The organism is Stutzerimonas sp. C6.4V, assembly GCF_058536345.1.
This window is the reverse complement of sequence record NZ_JBZUBM010000001.1, coordinates 1,901,573-1,919,675: the sequence shown is the minus strand read 5'-3', so window position 1 is coordinate 1,919,675 and position 18,103 is coordinate 1,901,573. Positions and strand designations below refer to the sequence as shown.

Annotated in this window: 15 protein-coding genes and 1 pseudogene; 6 read left to right on the top strand and 10 right to left on the bottom strand. The window is 59.9% G+C overall.

The genetic code is table 11. The features are described 5' to 3' along the window. Positions 1-46 precede the first annotated feature (46 nt). Entirely contained in the window at positions 47-1,099 is a 1,053-nt protein-coding gene (locus AC4LFW_RS08955) for an RNA methyltransferase (protein ID WP_491818731.1), read from the bottom strand. 86 nt (positions 1,100-1,185) lie between these two features. Further along, complete coding sequence (locus AC4LFW_RS08950) at positions 1,186-2,334, bottom strand: MFS transporter (protein ID WP_491818730.1); 1,149 nt, start codon at positions 2,332-2,334, stop codon at positions 1,186-1,188. A gap of 206 nt (positions 2,335-2,540) precedes the next feature. Here AC4LFW_RS08950 and AC4LFW_RS08945 point away from each other — a divergent pair, with 206 nt between their 5' ends. The 3 genes from AC4LFW_RS08945 to AC4LFW_RS08935 all read left to right on the top strand — a co-directional run bounded on the left by AC4LFW_RS08945 (position 2,541) and on the right by AC4LFW_RS08935 (position 4,411). Continuing rightward, the gene (locus tag AC4LFW_RS08945) at positions 2,541-2,843 is read left to right on the top strand and encodes a DUF1883 domain-containing protein (protein ID WP_491818729.1); all 303 of its coding nucleotides are present in this window, start codon (positions 2,541-2,543) and stop codon (positions 2,841-2,843) included. A gap of 133 nt (positions 2,844-2,976) precedes the next feature. Then, complete coding sequence (locus AC4LFW_RS08940; RefSeq protein WP_491818728.1) at positions 2,977-3,507, top strand: MarR family winged helix-turn-helix transcriptional regulator; 531 nt, start codon at positions 2,977-2,979, stop codon at positions 3,505-3,507. After that, positions 3,500-4,411 carry a DMT family transporter gene (locus AC4LFW_RS08935; RefSeq protein ID WP_491818727.1) on the top strand — a complete coding sequence of 304 codons (912 nt, stop codon included), beginning with the start codon at positions 3,500-3,502 and terminating at the stop codon, positions 4,409-4,411. Before AC4LFW_RS08940 ends, AC4LFW_RS08935 begins: the two co-directional genes overlap by 8 nt. Positions 4,412-4,427: 16 nt before the next feature. Here AC4LFW_RS08935 and AC4LFW_RS08930 read toward each other — a convergent pair whose 3' ends face one another. The 5 genes and pseudogenes from AC4LFW_RS08930 to AC4LFW_RS08910 form a co-directional block, all read right to left on the bottom strand. After that, positions 4,428-4,751, bottom strand: a complete 324-nt coding sequence (locus AC4LFW_RS08930) for a chorismate mutase (protein ID WP_491818726.1) — start codon at positions 4,749-4,751, stop codon at positions 4,428-4,430. Then, the gene (locus AC4LFW_RS08925; protein WP_491818725.1) at positions 4,748-5,236 is read right to left on the bottom strand and encodes a GNAT family N-acetyltransferase; all 489 of its coding nucleotides are present in this window, start codon (positions 5,234-5,236) and stop codon (positions 4,748-4,750) included. The genes AC4LFW_RS08930 and AC4LFW_RS08925 overlap by 4 nt, the downstream gene beginning before the upstream one ends. 135 nt (positions 5,237-5,371) lie before the next feature. Continuing rightward, positions 5,372-7,336, bottom strand: coding sequence for a TonB-dependent receptor domain-containing protein (locus AC4LFW_RS08920; protein WP_491818724.1), 1,965 nt, complete (start codon positions 7,334-7,336; stop codon positions 5,372-5,374). Between the two features lie 514 nt (positions 7,337-7,850). Further along, the gene (locus tag AC4LFW_RS08915; RefSeq protein WP_491818723.1) at positions 7,851-8,939 is read right to left on the bottom strand and encodes an endonuclease/exonuclease/phosphatase family protein; all 1,089 of its coding nucleotides are present in this window, start codon (positions 8,937-8,939) and stop codon (positions 7,851-7,853) included. A gap of 207 nt (positions 8,940-9,146) precedes the next feature. After that, positions 9,147-10,100: pseudogene (locus AC4LFW_RS08910) on the bottom strand (glycoside hydrolase family 5 protein); the annotation flags it as partial. Positions 10,101-10,739: 639 nt separating this feature from the next. On the opposite strand from AC4LFW_RS08910, the gene AC4LFW_RS08905 reads away from it, so the two are divergent. Both AC4LFW_RS08905 and AC4LFW_RS08900 read left to right on the top strand, forming a co-directional pair. Continuing rightward, positions 10,740-11,873, top strand: coding sequence for a pyridoxal-phosphate-dependent aminotransferase family protein (locus AC4LFW_RS08905; RefSeq protein ID WP_491818722.1), 1,134 nt, complete (start codon positions 10,740-10,742; stop codon positions 11,871-11,873). Positions 11,874-12,116: 243 nt separating this feature from the next. Continuing rightward, positions 12,117-12,335: a hypothetical protein gene (locus AC4LFW_RS08900; RefSeq protein WP_491818721.1), complete on the top strand. Its 219-nt coding sequence runs from the start codon at positions 12,117-12,119 to the stop codon at positions 12,333-12,335. Positions 12,336-12,413: 78 nt separating this feature from the next. On the opposite strand, the gene AC4LFW_RS08895 is transcribed toward AC4LFW_RS08900, so the two are convergent. Continuing rightward, the gene (locus AC4LFW_RS08895) at positions 12,414-14,090 is read right to left on the bottom strand and encodes a putative bifunctional diguanylate cyclase/phosphodiesterase (RefSeq protein ID WP_491818720.1); all 1,677 of its coding nucleotides are present in this window, start codon (positions 14,088-14,090) and stop codon (positions 12,414-12,416) included. A gap of 203 nt (positions 14,091-14,293) precedes the next feature. On the opposite strand from AC4LFW_RS08895, the gene AC4LFW_RS08890 reads away from it, so the two are divergent. Further along, positions 14,294-14,884, top strand: coding sequence for a YqaA family protein (locus AC4LFW_RS08890; protein WP_491818719.1), 591 nt, complete (start codon positions 14,294-14,296; stop codon positions 14,882-14,884). Between the two features lie 9 nt (positions 14,885-14,893). On the opposite strand, the gene uvsE is transcribed toward AC4LFW_RS08890, so the two are convergent. Together uvsE and AC4LFW_RS08880 are read right to left on the bottom strand one after the other, a co-directional pair. Then, positions 14,894-15,907: a UV DNA damage repair endonuclease UvsE gene (gene uvsE / locus AC4LFW_RS08885; protein WP_491818718.1), complete on the bottom strand. Its 1,014-nt coding sequence runs from the start codon at positions 15,905-15,907 to the stop codon at positions 14,894-14,896. A gap of 159 nt (positions 15,908-16,066) precedes the next feature. Continuing rightward, positions 16,067-17,896, bottom strand: a complete 1,830-nt coding sequence (locus tag AC4LFW_RS08880) for an NAD(P)-binding domain-containing protein (RefSeq protein ID WP_491818717.1) — start codon at positions 17,894-17,896, stop codon at positions 16,067-16,069. Positions 17,897-18,103 lie beyond the last annotated feature (207 nt).

Sequence of the window (18,103 nt, the reverse complement as noted above, 5' to 3'; positions counted from 1 at the left end):
CCAGGGGGTTGGTCAATGCGCTCGGACAGTGCCCATGACGTCCCGTTCATTCGGCCTGCTCAGGCATCGCCTTGCTCGTGGAGCGCAGGCGCACCACTCGCTCGGCGCGGGCGCGTAGCTGTCCGCAGCCGCCGTCGATGTCCTGTCCCGCCGAGTTGCGCACCTTCGTCAGCACGCCGTTTTCGTGCAGGTAGCGCATGATCTGGTGGATACGATCCGCGTCGGGGCGCCGGAATTCGTCGTCGTCCAGGCTGTTGTAGGGGATCAGGTTCATGATCGCGAACTTGCCGCGAAGCAGCCGGATGATCCCATCCATTTCGTCCTGACCATCGTTGATGCCCTTGAGTAGCGTCCACTGGTACTGGATCGGGTAGTCGACCAGGCGCGCATAGGCTTCACCCAGCTCGACCAGATCGGCAGGATCGAACACCGGCGCACGGGGCAGCAGCTCGCGGCGCAGTGCCGCGTCGGTGCTGTGCAGGGAGAGGGCCAGAGCTGGCTTGACCTTTTGCCTGGGCAATCGCTCGAACACCCTTGGATCGCCCACGGTGGAAAACACCAGATTCTTGTGACCGATGCCGCCATCGGTGCCCAGCAGGTCGATGGCATCGAGGACGTTGTCCAGATTGTGGGCCGGCTCGCCCATGCCCATGAACACGACTTTCCGGACCGGGCGAAACCGCCGGGCCAGGGCGACCTGGGCGACGATCTCGGCGCTACCCAGCTGGCGCAGCAGGCCGCTTTTGCCGGTCATGCAGAACACGCAACCCACCGCACAGCCCACTTGGCTCGACACGCACAACCCTGCGCGGGGTAGCAGCACGCTTTCGACCATCTGGCCGTCTGCAAGCGCCACCAACAGCCGTGCGGACCCGTCGGCTCCCGGATGTTCGGAGCGCAGGCTGACCAGACCCTCTATGGCCTGGCTCACGGCGGGCAGTCCGTTGCGTACCGAGAACGGCAGGAAGTCTTCGGTTTTCTGATGGCGAGTGCCAGCGTCAAGCGGCAGGCCGTTCAGCCAGGCGCGGGTCATCCTGCCGATATGGACAGGCTTGGCGCCAAGGGTGGCGAGCTGCTGATGAATGTCTTGGATGCGCATAGGGCGCGCATTCTAGCCAAACGCCCCTGTTGGGTCTGTAGCTCAATGCATGAGCACAGCGGCCGATGAGCGCATTTGCACGACCGTCACTCACGGAACCGATGGCTGCCCAACGCCAGAACGACCAGCAACAGTGCCAGCAGGCCGAACGCCAGGGTCAGCGAGGCGTAATGGGCGATCACGCCGATCAAGGCCGGGCCTGCCAGAACACCGGCAAAACCGATTGTCGTTGCGGCCGTGATCGCCTGGTGCACAGGCATGGCGCGCTGTCGACTCAACGAGGAAATCAATACCGGCGAAACATTCGCGCAACCAAGACCACAGAGTCCATAGCCGATCAGGGCAAGTAACCAGTGTTCGGTCAGGATGCTCAGGCCGATACCGAACGCGGCGAGCAGCCCGCCCAGACCGATGACCCTGGCAGTGCCAAGGCTGTTGACCACCGGCGCTCCGGCGAAACGACCAATGGTCACCATCATGGCGAAACTTGCGTATCCGAGGCCGCCTTTGGCTGTTTCCAGCGCCTTCTGCTCGGTGAGGTACAGCGCACTCCAGTCCAGCACGGCCCCTTCGGCCAGATAGACGATAAAGGTCATCGCGCCGACAAGAAGGACCATCCCGGTCGGCCGGACAAAGGCGACTCCGCCGCCGGGCGCCCGGTCTCGCAGGAAGCCGGGCGTGACGGCCACGTAGGCCAGCGCGATCAGGCCCATCATCAGCAGGGTGCCTGTAGCGGGTGCGAGGCCGAGGATCAGTGCGCCGGTGAGCGCCAGCGCGCCGCTGATGGAGCCAAGGCTGAACATGCCATGGAAATTCGACATATGCCGCTTGCCGGTATCACGCTCGATCAGTACGCCCTGAATGTTGAGCACCACATCGATCACGCCCAGGCTTCCGCCAAAACAGAACAGTGCGAGCGCGAGCACGGCAATGGATTCGGTGAAGGCCACTCCGAGCAGTGCCAGGAGTAGCAGCGCGACACTGCTCAGCACGACAGGGCGAATGCCACGCCGCGTCACCAGCAGACCTGACAAGGGCATCCAGGTCAGCGAACCCAGGCCAATGCACAACAGCAAGGTACCGAACATCGCATCGCTCATCTCGATGCGCGCACGTACGTAGGGGACCAGCGGTGCCCATATCGACAGGCCGAACCCGGCCATGAAAAAGCCCACACGGGTGGCCCGGCGTGCAATCGGCGAAGCAGCATCGAGGGGCGGCGTGACCGCGGGCATGTTCGGATGTCCTTGCTTGAAGAGGGGGTTCAGATTGGCAGTGGCGGACCGTGGTGAAGCCAAGGGGCGCATTGTGTCAAAGAACCCCGGCGTGAGCCGATCCTTCGATGCGAGAGAGCCTCGACCGGTTGCCCGGTGCAGCGCAGCCAGCCATGCAGGCTCCATGATAATCTTCGCGTTTGCCAACACGCGGCCCGGAGCGGTACATGAAGTTCATTCACCAGCGCGAACACCTCAATGAAGACGACTTCGTGATCATCGAATGCTCGCAGCCCTGCAACATTCGTCTGATGAACGACAAGAATTTCCGCAGCTTCAAGAATGGCGGCCGACACGCCTATCACGGCGGAGCATTCGACAAGTTTCCCGCACGGATCAAGGTGCCCAACACGGGATTCTGGAACATCACCATCGACACTGTGACCCGTAAGGCCATCAGCGTAACGCGCAAGCCAGCCTTGACCCACTCGATCAAGATCGTGCGCAACTCGCCCTCCGAGCTCCGTTGAGTCGGACGGGGTTGCCCCTGGCTGCCCCCGAGGGCGGCGATCCGTCGGTCGGCTGGCTGGCGGATCGCTGAACCTGCACCTGCCAGGGCGCGTCGGATAGCTTCATATAGAGATTCTTTCTCTGAAGCTATCCATGCCCAGATTGCAATCCGTAGATCCGCAGCCGGACGACCATGTGGACCTTGTGCTCGCACAATGGCGCAAGGTGCGACCTGACCTCGATGCCTCCCCAATGGCGGTCTTCACCCGCCTGTACCGCCTATCCAAATACCTCAACCGCAACGTAGCCACAGTGTTTCGCCGGCACGGCCTGCACGATGGCGAGTTCGATCTGCTGGCCACCCTGTACCGCAGCGGTCAGCCACAGGGGCTTACGCCTAACGCGCTGCGTCGCGCGGCAGTGCTCAGCTCGGGCGCGATGACCAATCGGCTCGACCGACTCGAGTCAGCGGGACTGATCAAGCGCGTGCCCAACCCGGAGGACCGGCGCAGCTTGCTGATCCGTCTGAGCGGTGAAGGGCAGTCGGTGCTGCTGGGTTGTCTCGACGAGTACCTGGCGGCGCTGCAACAGATGCAGGCCCCGCTCGATGCCGGGCAGAAGGAGCTGTTGGCAGGCGCACTGCGCACTCTGCTTCTGGCCTTGGAGGAACGGGGTGATGACTGACCCGCGGCGGCGCGTTTCGCTGGCACACCTGGGCATGCTGCTCTGGGCGCTCTTCGTAGGGTTGTCCTTTCCAGCGGTAGGTTTGGTGACCGAAGGCCTGCCGCCGCTGCTGCTGACGGCGATCCGCTTCACTATCGCGGCGCTGGCGCTGTTTCCCTTGTTATGGCGCCACGCCGAACGCCTGCCCAGTCTGCGGGGCCTGCTGCTCTACGGGCTGATGGGGCTCAGTCTGGCGGGGTTCTTTGGCACCATGTTCTGGGCAGCTCACCGGATCAGCGCGCTGTCGATGGCGACACTGTTTGTCAGCGTGCCGCTGCTGGCCTATTGCATCGGGCGGGGGCTCGGTGTCGAGCAGCCGGCCGGGCGTCTGCTGGCCATCCTGGCCCTGGGCGCCTCGGGTGCGCTGGGGCTGGCATGGGCGGAGAACGGTGGAGACTTCACCGGGTTGCAGCTTGGCCGGGGCGAAGTGGTGTTCTTTCTGGGTTGCGTGGCCTCGGCTCTGTATCCGGTTCTGAGCAAGTGGGGACTGCATCGCGGCTGGTTGGCGCCCCAGGCTGTTTTGCGAACGTTCTGGAGTCTGCTGATCGGGGCGCTGCTGATCGGTACGCTGGGTTTGTTCTGGGAGCGCCCCGGTTCGCTCGCCTACATGACCACCAGTGACGTCGCCCTGGTTGCCTATCTGGGCGTGTTCTCCAGCGGTATGACCTTCTTCCTGCAACAGCGTGCAACTTCGGTACTGACCCCCGGGGCGGTAACCGCTTACAGCTACCTGGTGCCGTTCGTATCGATGCTGCTGCTATTCATTGAGCAGCCGCAAGTGGTCGGGTGGCAATGGCTGCCGGGCAGCCTGCTGGTGACGATCGCAATCGCATTGTTGCTGAGGCGCGGTGCGGCATCAGGCTGATGTTGCTTGCTCTCGTTCAGGTCGGCTGATTCAGGGCGTGCTCGGCCAGCTCCGCCTCGATGAATGCTGCGATCATCGATCGGTAGACCTGTTCGGTAACGTCTCGGTTGGCGTTCAGCTCGTCAGCCAAGGCACCGACCTTGGCAATTACCTGCTCGACTCTTTGAGGCGATCGAACATCCTCGGTTGTTTTTTTGAACACAGCTGCGCGTTTAACATAGCTGCCGCGTTCAGCCAGCAGCGTCACGATGGTTCGGTCGATACGATCAATGTTCTCGCGGACATCTTCAATCGAGGTGCAAGCAATTGGGCTGAGCATGAGGGGTTCCATTTCGGTCATTTAACGCTAGCGCGGCGTAGTCTCAGGTGAATCAATGCAACTCGTTGGCCTTTTCGATCCTGTCTTTCCTCTACCGCAAAGGGTTCGAATCCGAGCTTTGGGTAAAGCAACAGGCCCGCGGTGTTGTGGTTGAAGCAGGATACAAGCACTTCCGTTGAGTCGTATTTTGTAAATGCTGAACCGCACAGGTGTTCTACCAGAAAGGCCGCAGCACCCAACTGCCGGGCTTTTGGAGAGACAAGCACATTGCCGATGGCGCATGTGCCGCCTTGTTCCCATCGATAGAAATTAGCGAACGCCACGGCACGTTCAGCCAGGCATACCACGGTCGACTCAGTACGCTGTTCGATCACCTCTGCCATCTGGCGCTCTGTAAGGGGATAGTCGGCTTTGGGAAAGCAGTAATACAGCTCGTCCTCGTTGGCCGGCCATCGACAGATTTCCGGAATGTCGTCGAAGCTAACGCAGCGGGTCGTGAAGCTCATCAGGGCATCCTGCATTCTGGTCAAGGCTCGCTAACCTAACGGTTGCGTGAGCTTCAGGTCCAGCGGCCCCATAGGTAGTAACGCCGTCATTTTTATTGATAGCCCGGCAGGCGGCCTGCCGGACAGCATGGCGGATCAGATGTCGTAGCTAAAGCCGACGAATAGGGTGCGTCCCATGAGAATGTTGTCGATCGACCGGGCCACGTCGTCGCGCTTTTCGTTCATCAGATTGTTCATTCCAGCCTTGAGTGACAGTTCGCGGGTGGCCCGATACCTCGCGCCTAGATTCAGCTGATGAAACGCGCCGCTTTCCACATAGGGTTCAGCCGCCGAAACGTACAGCAGCTGGCTGCCGGTATATTGATAGTCCAGGTTCAACCCCAGCGTAGTCGTGGCCTGCCAGTCGAAACCGAGGTTGGCAACATGCCGAGGCGTGTTGCGCAGTTGCGTATCGGTATCACGGTCCTCTGCATCGGAATAGGTGTAATTGGCGCGCAGGCCCATGGTGTCACTCAGGTTGTAGCGACCGGTCAGCTCATAGCCTCGTACCCGGGCTTTGCTGACATTGCTATAGGTCATCACTGCTGGCCTGTATCCGGCACGCCAAGTGTCGGTGATGATCATGTCATCGATGTAATTGCTGTAGACCATGATGCCGGCTTCCAGGCGCTCGTTCTGGAAATGCGTGCCGAGTTCATAACTTGTCGCGGTTTCCGGCTTTAGGTCCGGATTGCCCACCAGTGTGCACATGCCCCGGCAGGCTAATACGCCATAGGTTACATCGGACTGATAGATGCTTGGTGCCTTGAACGAGCGGCCTGCACCACCCTTGATCACCCAATTGCCGGTAAGGTTGTAGACGCCGTAGACACGCGGGCTGAACTCGCTGTCAAAATCGGCATGGTCATCCAGTCGCGCACTCAGCGTGACATCCAGCTCGCCGACAGAAAATTCGTCCTGTAGATAAACCGCTTTCTGCTCCACCTCGGTCTCGCTGCTGAGGTTCTGGTTGTGGGTCAGTTCGGTGCGACGGAACTCGCTGCCGACGGTCATAAGATGATCGCCAAGAAATGCTGTGACTTGACCATCGACAGTGTGATTTCTTTGCTGAACGTTGCCCTTGGCTCCACGCAGCAGGGTCATGATCTGCGAGTCGTCCATCAGGTCAACCTGCTCGTGGTAATAGCGAATCCGGGTGTTGAACCCCTGCCAGTCACCGGTGTGGCCTAGCCCGAACGTCCAGCGCTCCATTTCCTGGGTGTTCAGGACGACCGCGCCGTAGTTGTTCCATTCGGCTTCCCGATCATCGTTGCGATGGCTGATGTCCAGATCAATGGTCTGGCGCTCGTTAATCAACCAGCTCAGCGAGCCGTAGCTGCTGCTGTTCTGGCGCTGTTCGACTGCATCAGTGTTCGGATTGACCGTTTGTTCGCTGAGCCAGGCGGCGTGGTCGGTCTTCTCCAGAATCAGCGTGCCGCGCAGCTTGTTGTCTATCAGCGAGCCGCTTACGTAGCCGCTCGCTTTATGTCTGTCGCCCGAGTCGCCCTCGGTCGGGTGTTCATAGGTATAGCTGATGCCTGTTCTGGTCTCTTCGCTAGGCAAGCGCAGAATGACGTTGATGACGCCGCCCAGCGCATCGGCACCGTAAAGCGACGACATTGGTCCGCGTATAACCTCGATGCGCTCGATGGCGGCCATTGGAATCGAGGATAGATCGAAATCGTTCGCGTAGTTGGATGTCAGGGCTTCGCGAGAGTTGACGCGCCGCCCATTGACAAGAAGCAGTGTGTAATCCGAATCCATTCCGCGCAGCTTGATTTCCTGACGTCCATAGGTAGACGACGGATAGAGATGCACGCCGGGGAGATACTTCACCGCATCCGCCAGGTTGTAGACCGGTCGCCTCTCCAGCTCTTCACGGGTTATGACCGAGATGCTGGCCGGAGCGCTCAGTTCACTATGCGCAGTCTGGGTTGCGGTAATGACTTGATGCTCCAATGCGACTGGTTCAGTAGCGAAGCAGCTCAATGGCAGAAAGCTCGCAAGTAGGGTTGATGACAGGTGATGAGGGCGGCCGATACCGCGATTTCTAAAGCTCATTGCAAGTTCCGTTGCTGCTGTTCTGGTTGGAATCGGCTCATCACGGGGTCTGGCGAGTTCATCCCGCCTGTTGTTTAGTTTTGGCGAGGGAGACGTGGCGACTTCGGCTGATCAGCAATAGATGGTTGTCACGCATCCGGCTGCCAGACGGGCAGCATCTTAAATCAGATGATAATAATTATCAAAGGAGACTGTTTCGTATTAGAGGCGGCGATTAGCGGGTCCTGGATCATTCCTGACCGTTGCGGCCAGTTGATGGTCGCCAGGCTGGCGACAGCCCTTGGCCGAGCCTTGCAGGACCGGCCTTTCGAAACTTAGGTAAAAACGCCGCTGGTTGCGTACGGTTGAGAAACGCCAGGCCAGACGCCGCGTGGTTACGGCAACGATGCGCGTTGGCGGCTACAGCGCCCGGCAGCTCAGTCAGTGTTCCTCTCACTCGCAAGCCGGCAACCGCAGGTAATTTCATTGCCGGGCGCAGCAGGATTCAGCCAAACACCTGTCCTGCATGGAGGTCTCAACCTTTTTCCGGTTCAGGTACATCGGACTCGTCAACCTGCTCCTTGGCGATCTTCTCGTTGGCCTCCTGTTCGTCTTCGGCGTCGCCTTGCAGGCTTTGCTGTTCAGGCGCGGGGTCGTATTGCAGTTCGACCAGAACCGGAAAGTGGTCAGACCCAAACTCATGCAGCCGCTGAATCTTGACCAGGCGGAAGTGGTGGCTGTGAAACAGGTGGTCCAGGGGCCAGCGCAGGAACCAGTGCTGCGCATGAAAACTATTGACCATGCAGCGCCCTACGCGTGGGTCCAGCAGCCCACTGATCTTGCGGAACAAACGGGTGTTGAATGACCAGGCGACATCGTTGAGGTCGCCAGTGACGATGATGGGGATGTCGTCCTTGTCGTCACGCACGCTTTTGGCCACCACGAGCAATTCGACGTCGCGCTCCGTCGACTCATCGTTTTCGGTCGGGCTGGGCGGGGCGGGGTGCAGGAAATGCATACGGATCGCAATCTGGCTGGTGAGCCAGACCTTGGCATGCATCGAAGGCACGTCATCCTCGACCAAAAAGCGGGTTTCGGCATTTTCCAGCGGCAGCCTGGAATACACATGCATGCCGTAGAGGTTGTCCAGTGGACAGCGTATGGAGTGAGGGTAGGCGTCGGTGAGCTCTTCGAGTTGCTCCTCCCACCAGCTGTCGGTTTCGAGCGTGACCAGTATGTCCGGCTCGAATTCGCGGACCAGGGCCTTGAGCCGATCGGCCTGGCGATTGGGGGTCAGTACATTGGCAGCCATCACCTTGATGCGCGGCTTGTCGTCGTTTGTCCCTGCTGACTTGACCTCTTTCGGCCACAGCCAGGTGTAGGGAATGATCCACCACGCCTGGTAGGCGAGGCAGACTATCGCCACGCCGGAAATGAACATCTGTAACGGCTCGGAATATGACAGCAGCAGTGCTTGCGCCAGGAGAAGGGCAAACGCGAGTACACAAAGCTGCAGTCGAGGAAAGTCGAGCCCGCGTATCGACCAATGCGGGTTCTTCCATAGCGGCAAGAATGTCAGCAGGACCATCAGAAAGGTCAGTGCCAACAATATCCCTTCTTTCATATCCATCTCCGGGACCGAGGGCGGCCATCTTCGTGTGGGCCGTTGATGCGTCGTGAGAGCAAGCGCTCAGGTTTCGTCCCGGTTGTTGCCCCATTGGTTCCGCTTGCAAGCCCGCCGATCGCAGGTTCCGTCTGTTTTCAGGAGCTCAGAATGAAAAAAACCTGACACCGCAAGCGGTGTCAGGCCTTTGTCCAGGCGTCGGCTGGCTTACATCGGTGCGCGAAGGGCGGCGCAGCGGTTTGGCATGGCGGCGTGCTTTCTCAATACGGCGAGCTGCGGTTGCTCGGCGCCGCCGGTGACATCCAGCGAGAGGATGTATTTGCCCCACCAGGGGCCAGCGGCCCAGTAGGTGAGCGGTACACAGTTTTCACGGAGATAACCAAGCAGGTTGTCCATGGCCAGTATCGCGTCGGGCGCATAGTTCGGTACGCCCATTTCGCCGATAAAGCCGCGTAGCTTGTTGGCGTTGAGCCACTCTACGAAGGGTTTGGCGCGAGTGATCCCCAATTCCGGAGCGAAAGTTTCGGTCTTGTCCGCGTACATGCCCGAGGTGTCGCGATCGAGATACATGTGAGCTTCATAGATCAGGTTGTTCTTCGGATCACGCATCCAGGGATCGGCGATCAGCTGCGAGTTGGACTGCGGCCAATGCCAGGCGCTGGAATAGCGGTCGCCTGCCACGTAGATCCAGTGAGCCTTGTCCACCTGCCGGATTGCCTTTGCCGCGGCCAGCGCTGCTGCAGGCCAGAGCCCCTTGGTGTTTGGCTCGTTCATCAGGCCGTAGCCGTCCAGCGCCGGATGTTTGCCAACCGTCTTCGCGATCCGCTGCCAGGTATCAGCGAACGATTGGATCGGTACCGCTTCCGAGCCAATCGGCTGTTTGTAGTAGCGGTAATAGTTGTGCATGTCGAGGATTACCTTCACGCCATGCTTTTTGGCGTAATCCAAAGACTGCTTGAGCAGCGCCACTTGAGCGACATCGAGCTCGGCGCCGAGTTTCGGCTGGATGCGCTCCCAGAGAAACGGCAGCCGTACAAGCGTGAGGCCCTGGGCTGCGTATTTTTTGTAGTACGACTCCGAGGGGTAGATGTAGTTGGTGCCATGCTTGCCCGGGAGTGCTGAGGAGCCAAACGCGGCTCCAGACAGATTGACACCCACCAGTTGCACCGGTTGCGCGGCTGCGGTCGGCACTATTGCTCCCAGCAAGGCGGCAGCAGTGATGAAGGGTATTAACGCTCGCCGGAAAGGCGAAAGGATGTTAGCCGGCATTGATCTCACCATGACTAGTTTCACATCCGGCGTTCAGCCGCCGGATGCAGCGGCAGGGGGAGGTTGATCGATAAGCGGTGTGGCCTGGAAAGGCGCTGACCTACAAACGGAACGAACCTGTGCGACAGGGCATACGGCTAGCCGATGCCTCGTCTCGGCCGCCGTTATAAGCCGTTTCGCTTATAGGTGACATATGAGCAGACCGTTATCTGGCGCCAATTAAATGTCTTTCCTGTTGGTTTGGCTGTTTCTTGCGCAATCTGCTTGGTCGGGAAGGGCTGTAGCACGCTGTTCACAAGGCTAAAGCAGTATTTGGCGCCATATTTTTGAATAGACCGCTGGTCGGCTCCCTGTCGATAATCTTCTATTGCCGACAGACGGCTGGCTGGAAAGGGAACTTTCCGGGGAAGGTTCGGTATGCGCATCCGGGCGGGTCATTAATTGCGTGCATCACTGGGAACAGCGCAGCGCCTTGTAAAGCGGAATGCGTTCGGGCAGGGTCGAACCTCTGTCCAGTCAGCGGAGTCACCCATGTCGAATCTTTATCCCAGCGTCGATCCCGACGGCTTGATCGAATATTCGGTGGTGTATACCGATCGGTCGCTCAACCACATGTCCCGGTCGTTTCAGACCGTCATGCACGACATCTCAGGCACGCTCAAAAACGTCTACAACGCCGATTCGGTTGCTGTGGTCCCGGGCAGTGGCACCTTTGGCATGGAGGCGGTGGCGCGTCAGTTGGCGCACGGTGCGAACTGTTTGGTCGTTCGCAATGGCTGGTTCAGTTATCGCTGGACGCAGATATTCGAGATGGGGCGCATTCCGGCGAGATCCACTGTGCTCAAGGCGCGCGCGCTGGACCAGGAACCGCAGTCGCCATTCGCCCCGCCACTCGTGGAAGAAGTGGTTGCTGCGATCGCCTCGGAGAAGCCAGACCTGGTATTTGCACCGCATGTGGAAACCTCATCCGGAATCGTTTTGCCGGACGAGTACCTGAGGGCCGTGGCGGATGCGGTGCATGAGGTCGGAGGGCTGTTCGTGCTTGATTGCATCGCCTCCGGTGCGCTTTGGGTCGATATGCGCGCAACCGGCGTGGACGTGCTGATCAGTGCACCACAGAAGGGTTGGAGTGCTTCGCCCTGTTGTGCGCTGGTGATGCTCAGCGAGGCTGCACGATCCAGGGTCGAAGCCACTCAGAGCAGCAGCTTTGCCTGTGACCTGAAAAAATGGTTGCAGATCATGCAGGCCTACGAGCAGGGCGGTCATGCCTACCATGCAACCATGCCCAGCGATGCACTGGCGCGGTTCCGCGATGTGATGCTTGAAACCCGGGATTGCGGCTTCGAAACCGTCCGCGCGCGGCAGTTGGAACTGGGGCACCGCGTGCGCACGCTCCTGGCTGAAAGAGGCTTTGCCAGTGTTGCAGCCGAAGGCTTCGAGGCGCCTGGCGTTGTGGTTTGCTATACGGATGACGCCGGAATCAAGAATGGCAGCAAGTTCGCGGCGCAGGGCTTGCAAGTCGCTGCCGGTGTTCCATTGCAGTGTGATGAGCCGGCCGATTTCCAGACGTTTCGCATCGGTCTGTTCGGACTGGAAAAACTGAAGAATCTGGATCGCACCCTTGACCTGCTGCGGCGCGCGTTGGACCAGATTCGCGCGAGCTAGACATGCGGAGGTTTGCAGAGGTACCACTCGTCGTCCGCTGGAGCCCGTCTCCAGCGGTTAGCGAACCGGATATCGCGTCGCTCCAACACGCCAGACCCCCGACGCGCGGCTCCTGAACCGGCAGATACTGCTGGAACCTGCGAGATAGACACATCCTTGAAACAAAAATGTGTTTGCACGAGTGGCCAGGGTGACTACTCTCAAGGTGTACAGGCTTATTACAACAAGAAAGAGGGGCTAACTATGATCAACAACCAGAATGCTCAGGTCGTTGCACTCGAGTTGTGGCGCTTTTGCGCTCACTGCGTTGCTGCCATTGTTGTTGTAGGAGCGGTACTGATTGGGTTCCTTGGATCATGGGAGCTGGGACTCAAGGTCGGCGTCTTGCCGTTGCTGGCATTGATAGCCGCCGATCTGGTGGCCAAACGCCGGGAGCATGACATTCAACTAAGGAATTCCTGACCACCTATCCTGCGCTGACCGGTGGGGTTGGCGCAGGGCATTCCTGCTCGACACCGTAGAAGGGCTCGCCAGGCTCGGCTACTGATGTGACAACTCATAGCGCGCAACCCAATCGACGACCTGCACAGCTGGCATGGGCGAGGCAATGCCATAGCCTTGCGCCAGGTGGCACCCCATTCCCAGCAACATATGCCCCTGAAGATCAGTCTCGACCCCTTCGGCAATTACCTCCCGGTGAAACGTGCGGGAGAGATTGATGATTGCCTCGCATAGGGCAAGGTCGTCCTTGTCGTGCAGGATGTCGCGCACGAAGGACTTGTCGATCTTGATGGTCTGGGCTGGCAGGCGTTTCAGGTAGTTGAGAGACGAAAAGCCGGTATCAAAATCATCGAGGGAAAAGGTCACTCCAATCCTCTGGCAATCGATCAGGCATTGGCTGACATGCTCGAGGTTATCGATAGCCGTGGATTCGACGATTTCCAGATCGAGCATGCATGGCGCAACGTCCGGGTGCATCGCCAGCAGGCGCTGCAGCCGAGCGACAAAGTCAGGCAGCTGGAAATGCCGCGCTGCGATATTCACGCTGATGGGCCAGTTATGCCCTTCGCCTGACCACTCGCGTATCTGCCTCAGCGCCTGTTCCATGACCCAATCGCCGATCTGGATGATGACATCGGTCCGCTCGACCGACGGAAGAAAGGCGGCAGGTGGCACCAATCCCATCTGCGGGTGCTGCCAGCGCAGCAGGGCTTCGAAACCGATGACCTTGCCGCTGCGCAGATTCACCTTGGGCTGGTAGTGCAGGCGCAGTTCATCATTCTTCAGTGCGCGTTGCACGCCGTCGATCGTCCTGAACGCGGCTTGGGTCTGGTTGTTGATCGATACGTCAAAGAAACGGAAACGATTGCGGCCGGTCTGCTTGGCCTCGTACATCGCCTGATCGGCATGACGCAACAGGGTGTCCGGGCCCTCGTCATCTTTCGGATACAGGGTGACCCCGAGCGAACCGGCGACCTTCAGCAGATGCCCGTCGATGTGAAAGGGCACGGCGATTACGTCGAGAATCCGCTGCAGTGCCGAGGGCAGCAGGGCTTCGTCGATCTGATCCAGCAGGAGTACGAACTCGTCCCCACCCAGACGGGCTAGCAAATCTTCGGCACGCAACTCCCGCGTGAGCCGGTTGGCCACTTCAACCAGCAGCAGGTCGCCCATCGCATGGCCGTAATGGTCGTTCACGGCCTTGAACCCATCGAGGTCAAGGATGCATACCGCAAGTGATCGACCATGCCGCTGGGCCGCGGAGATGGCCTGGTGCAGACGATCGTGGAGGTAGACCCGGTTGGGCAGTGCGGTGAGCACATCATGGGAAGCGCGCCACTGCAGTGCTTCGAGCAATTCCTGCTTCTCGGTGACATCGAAACGAATGGAGATGTATTTTTCGACCCGCTCCCCCCGGTCGTCGCTGATCGGCAAGATGGTGCTGTTTACCCAGTACAGCGACCCATCCTTGCGGCGGTTGCAGATCTCGCCTTTCCAGATTCCACCGCTGGAAATGGTTCGCCAGAGATCGCGGAAGAACTCTGGCGGATGCTGTCCTGAATTGAGGATTCGGTGATTGGCACCGATGAGTTCGTCTCGGCTGTAGCCGGAAATGGTGCAGAACTGATCGTTGATATGGGTGATCGTCCCGCGCAGGTCCGTCTCCGAGTAGATCGCAGCAGCGTCCACGGCAGTCCGGTATTTGTCGTCAGTCATTGGCTAAACCACGCAAAGCGACGCTTATGGGCTCTAAATCATCACGGCCCCTTTGGGTTAATACTGACTCGGTGGGGCCGCAAAAGTGCAGCGTCAACGCGGATTAAGCTTGGTTCCTGCGCAAACAGGTGGAACGCGTCGCTTGGGGGCAACTCCGATGGGATAGGTACAGCGTGCCGCTGACTCATCAACTGGACCCACTCATGCCTCAACCCCATCTGACTTCCGCACGTGCCTGGCTCGACCGACTGGACCGATCCCGCCACGCCATGCTGCTGCTGTTCCTGGCATCCATGATGGAAACCTTGCTCATCCCGATACCGATCGAGGTGATCCTGATCCCCTGGATGCTCTGTCACCCTCATCGCAAATGGCGTATCGCAGCTGTCGCTCTCGCTGGAAACCTTGCTGCGGCGACCCTGGGCTATTACCTCGGCGTGTTTGCAATGGATCAGTGGGGCGACACCCTGGTCGCCATGTTCGGTGGTCAGGAAGCGTACGACGCTTTCGACCAGCAGTTTCGCCAAGAGGGGTTCAAGGCGATTCTGGCGATCGGGATCATTCCGATACCTTTCCAGATCGCCATGCTCGTCGCCGGAGCCAGCGGGTATCCGATCGCACTGTTCCTGGCTGCCGCCTGCGCTGCCCGCGGCCTTCGCTACTTCGGGCTTGCGCTGCTGATAAAGGTTGCCGGAAAGGCGGCGCTGGATCTCTGGAATCGGCACGCCAAGCCCATCGGCATCATCGGCCTGGTGTTGTTTGCCGTGTGGGTCTGGTTCGAGTGGTTCAAATGACTGGGGCGCCTATCCCATGTAGTCCCGGTGGAAATCGAGCGTCGCCAGGTTCTTGTCCTTGGCTTCGAACATGATGTCGAAACGATCGAGAAATTCTCGAGCGTAGAGGTTGGTCCAGCGATTCCACATGCGCTTGCTGTGGCTATAGAGTTCGCGCTTGTTTACTTTCGCCAGCAAGGCCGGCATCTCCAGCTTGTCGTCTGGCGAAAAGCCGGACTCCATCAGGCTCTCCGGTGGCTGCGAGTAGTGCATCGTGGGCCGCACGCCCCGCCAGCTGTCGATGATCCGTGCCACGCGGGAGGCGTGGGGATCGATGTAGTCGTCCTCGTTGATCCAGCAGTGATGGATGTCGAGCACCACCGGCGCCAGGTCGGCCAGTTGCAGGCAGTCATCGACGCCGTAGGTCTTTTCCTCGTTCTCGAAGGTAATGCAGTTTTGCGCTTCCCGGGACAGTCGCGGCCAGATCGCACGGACCCCTTCGGCGCCCAGTCGGCCGGCGATGTGGACGTTGCATTTGAAATCCTGAAACCTCTGACCGAAGCCCATCATGCGGATCATGTCGGCGTGATACTCGAACTCTGCCAGGCTGTTTTCGACCACCTGGGGCTTGTCCGAGCCGAGCACGCAGTACTGTCCCGGGTGGAAGGACAGGCGGATGTCGAGCTCCCGGGCGCGATCGCCGATACGGGCGAAGTGCCGCTCGATCAGGCCGCGCACATCGGTCTGGCGATAGAAGTCAGCGGCCTCCGGGTGGCTGTAGAACGGCAGCAGATCACTGCTCAGGCGCAGCATGCGCAACTCGCCCGGTAGCGTTCCGACGTAGTTCAGAAGCCGTAATTGCGCAGCCAGGTTGTGCTTGATGATGCTATTCAGCTTTTCCCGAGCGACATCCTGCGTAACGCTGTTGAGCCAGCGCAGCGTAGTGGAGCGCGGATTGAAGGCCCGCTCAATGGTTTCCAGTTCCTTCAGCGACTCGCTGTGGCCGGGATGGCGGTACATGCAGGCAAAACCGATTCGGGACATGAACACCTACTTCGTAGCGGTAACCGGAAAGTCGGAGCTGCAGGCTATTCGATGTGGCGGGGCGACTGCAAAAGTATCCGGACGAGGCGAAGGCTCGGCTGGATACCTGTTAGCAAAAGGGGCCTGCGCAGGCTGCGAAGGCCCCATGGCTCTCTTAGTTCAACCGCAATGGAAGCTTGGTGCGAGCTTGTACACAGGCGTATCCAGCCCCTCGAAACGCGCCTTTAGCTGCAGCGCCAGGTACAGGGAATAATGCCGCGACTGGTGCAGGTTTCCTCCATGAAACCAGAGGTTCTGCTGCTGGGTTGGTTTCCACATGTTTCGCAGTTCGCCCTCGTAGGGCGCCGGGTCCTTGGTCGTACCGGAACCCAGCCCCCAGCAGCGACCGACCTTGTCGGCAACTTCTTGTGAAATCAGTCTGGCTGCCCAGCCGTTCATCGAGCCATAGCCTGTGGCGTAGACGATCAGGTCTGCCGGCAGGCGGCTGCCGTCGCTCAGGATCACCGCATCCGGCTCGATCCGCTCGACGTTGAGGCCTGACCCACTTTTGAGCCGGATGGTGCCATTGGCGATCAGCTCCGATGCCCCGACATCGATGTAGTAGCCCGAGCCGCGGCGGACATACTTCATGAACAGGCCAGACTCGTCGTCACCGAAGTCGAGCATGAATCCCGCTGCGCTCAACCGATCGTAGAACGCCTTGTCGCGCTCCTTGACCTGCTCGAATGCCTGGCGATGAAACTCGGGCATCACCTTGTAGGGAATCGATGCGAAAAGCATGTCGGCCTTGTCCGTGGTCAGGCCGCTCTCAAGGGCCTCTTCCGAATACAGTGGGCCGAAGACGATCTCCATCAGCGAGTCGGAGCGCACGATGTGGGTGCTGGAGCGCTGCACCATGGTGACCTCGGCGCCGTTTTCCACCAGGTCGGCACAGATGTCATGGGCCGAGTTGTTGGCCCCGATGACCACCGCTCGTTTGCCGCGCCAGGCATCACCGCCCGGATGCTGGCTGGAATGGTGCTGCTGTCCGGCGAATGTTTCGGCACCGGGATAGACCGGCACATTGGGCACGCCGGACATGCCGGTGGCGAGGATCAGCTGCGTTGGCCTGAGCGTCATCGGCTTGCCGTCGCGCATCACTTCGACGGTCCAGCGGCCTTCCGCTTCGTCGAAGCTCGCCTTAACGCACTCGGTCTTCGCCCAGTAGTTGAGCTCCATGACCTTTGCGTACATCTCCAGCCAGTCGCCGATCTGGTCTTTCGGGGTGAACACCGGCCAGTGTTCGGGAAAGGGCAGGTAGGGCATATGGTCATACCAGACCGGATCATGCAGACACAGCGACTTGTAGCGTCCGCGCCACTGATCGCCGGGGCGCTCGGCCTTGTCGATGATCAGCGAGGGTACGCCAAGACGCTTCAGTCGGGCTCCCAGCCCCAGCCCTCCCTGACCGCCGCCAATCACCAGGCAGTAGGGCTGTTCGGTGATGCCCAGTGCCGCCTCTTCATCACGGCGTTTTTCCAGCCAGTTGCGCTTGTCCTCGCGACCATGGCCATGCTCGGCGCCCAGCGGCCGGCGGCGGCCGAGAGGCTCTTCGAATCCCTTGAGCTCGCGCATGGTGGTCAATAGCGTCCAGCACAGGCCGTCCTTCAGGCGCACGTAGCCCTTGCCACGTGCTACCTCGGTTTCCAGGCTGATCCAGCCCTCGAGTACGCCGTCGGCCAGGGTCGCTTCGCCTTCGAGCTTCCAGTTTTCCGGTTGGGTAGCTTCGAGGCGGGTCTCGAGCATGTCGCGAATACCGGCCTTGCCTTCCAGAGTGACCAGATTCCAGCTGAACAGGACCAGATCACGCCAATGACAGTCCTCGGCGAAGAGCTCGAGGGTGCCGTCCACATCCCGCTGGGCGAGGCGCTGACCGAGACGGTCGACCCAGGCCGCGAGCTGGGCGGTCGGGGTCTGGGTAGGCGCCATGGTGTCGATACTGATGTTCATCCGCACGTCCTTCAGTGAAGTTCTTGTTATGCACGCGGTGCGCCTGTGCACAGCGTTATCTACATCGCGTTGCCCAGTGATCAGAGCAAAGGCCGGGCCATTCGCATGCGATGCCCGAGCCTGAGCGGGGTGAGCGGCCAGGTCGGTCCGTCGACCAGGTAGCGGCTGTTTCAGATCTGACACAGTCAGGCGTGACAGTCTGTCCCC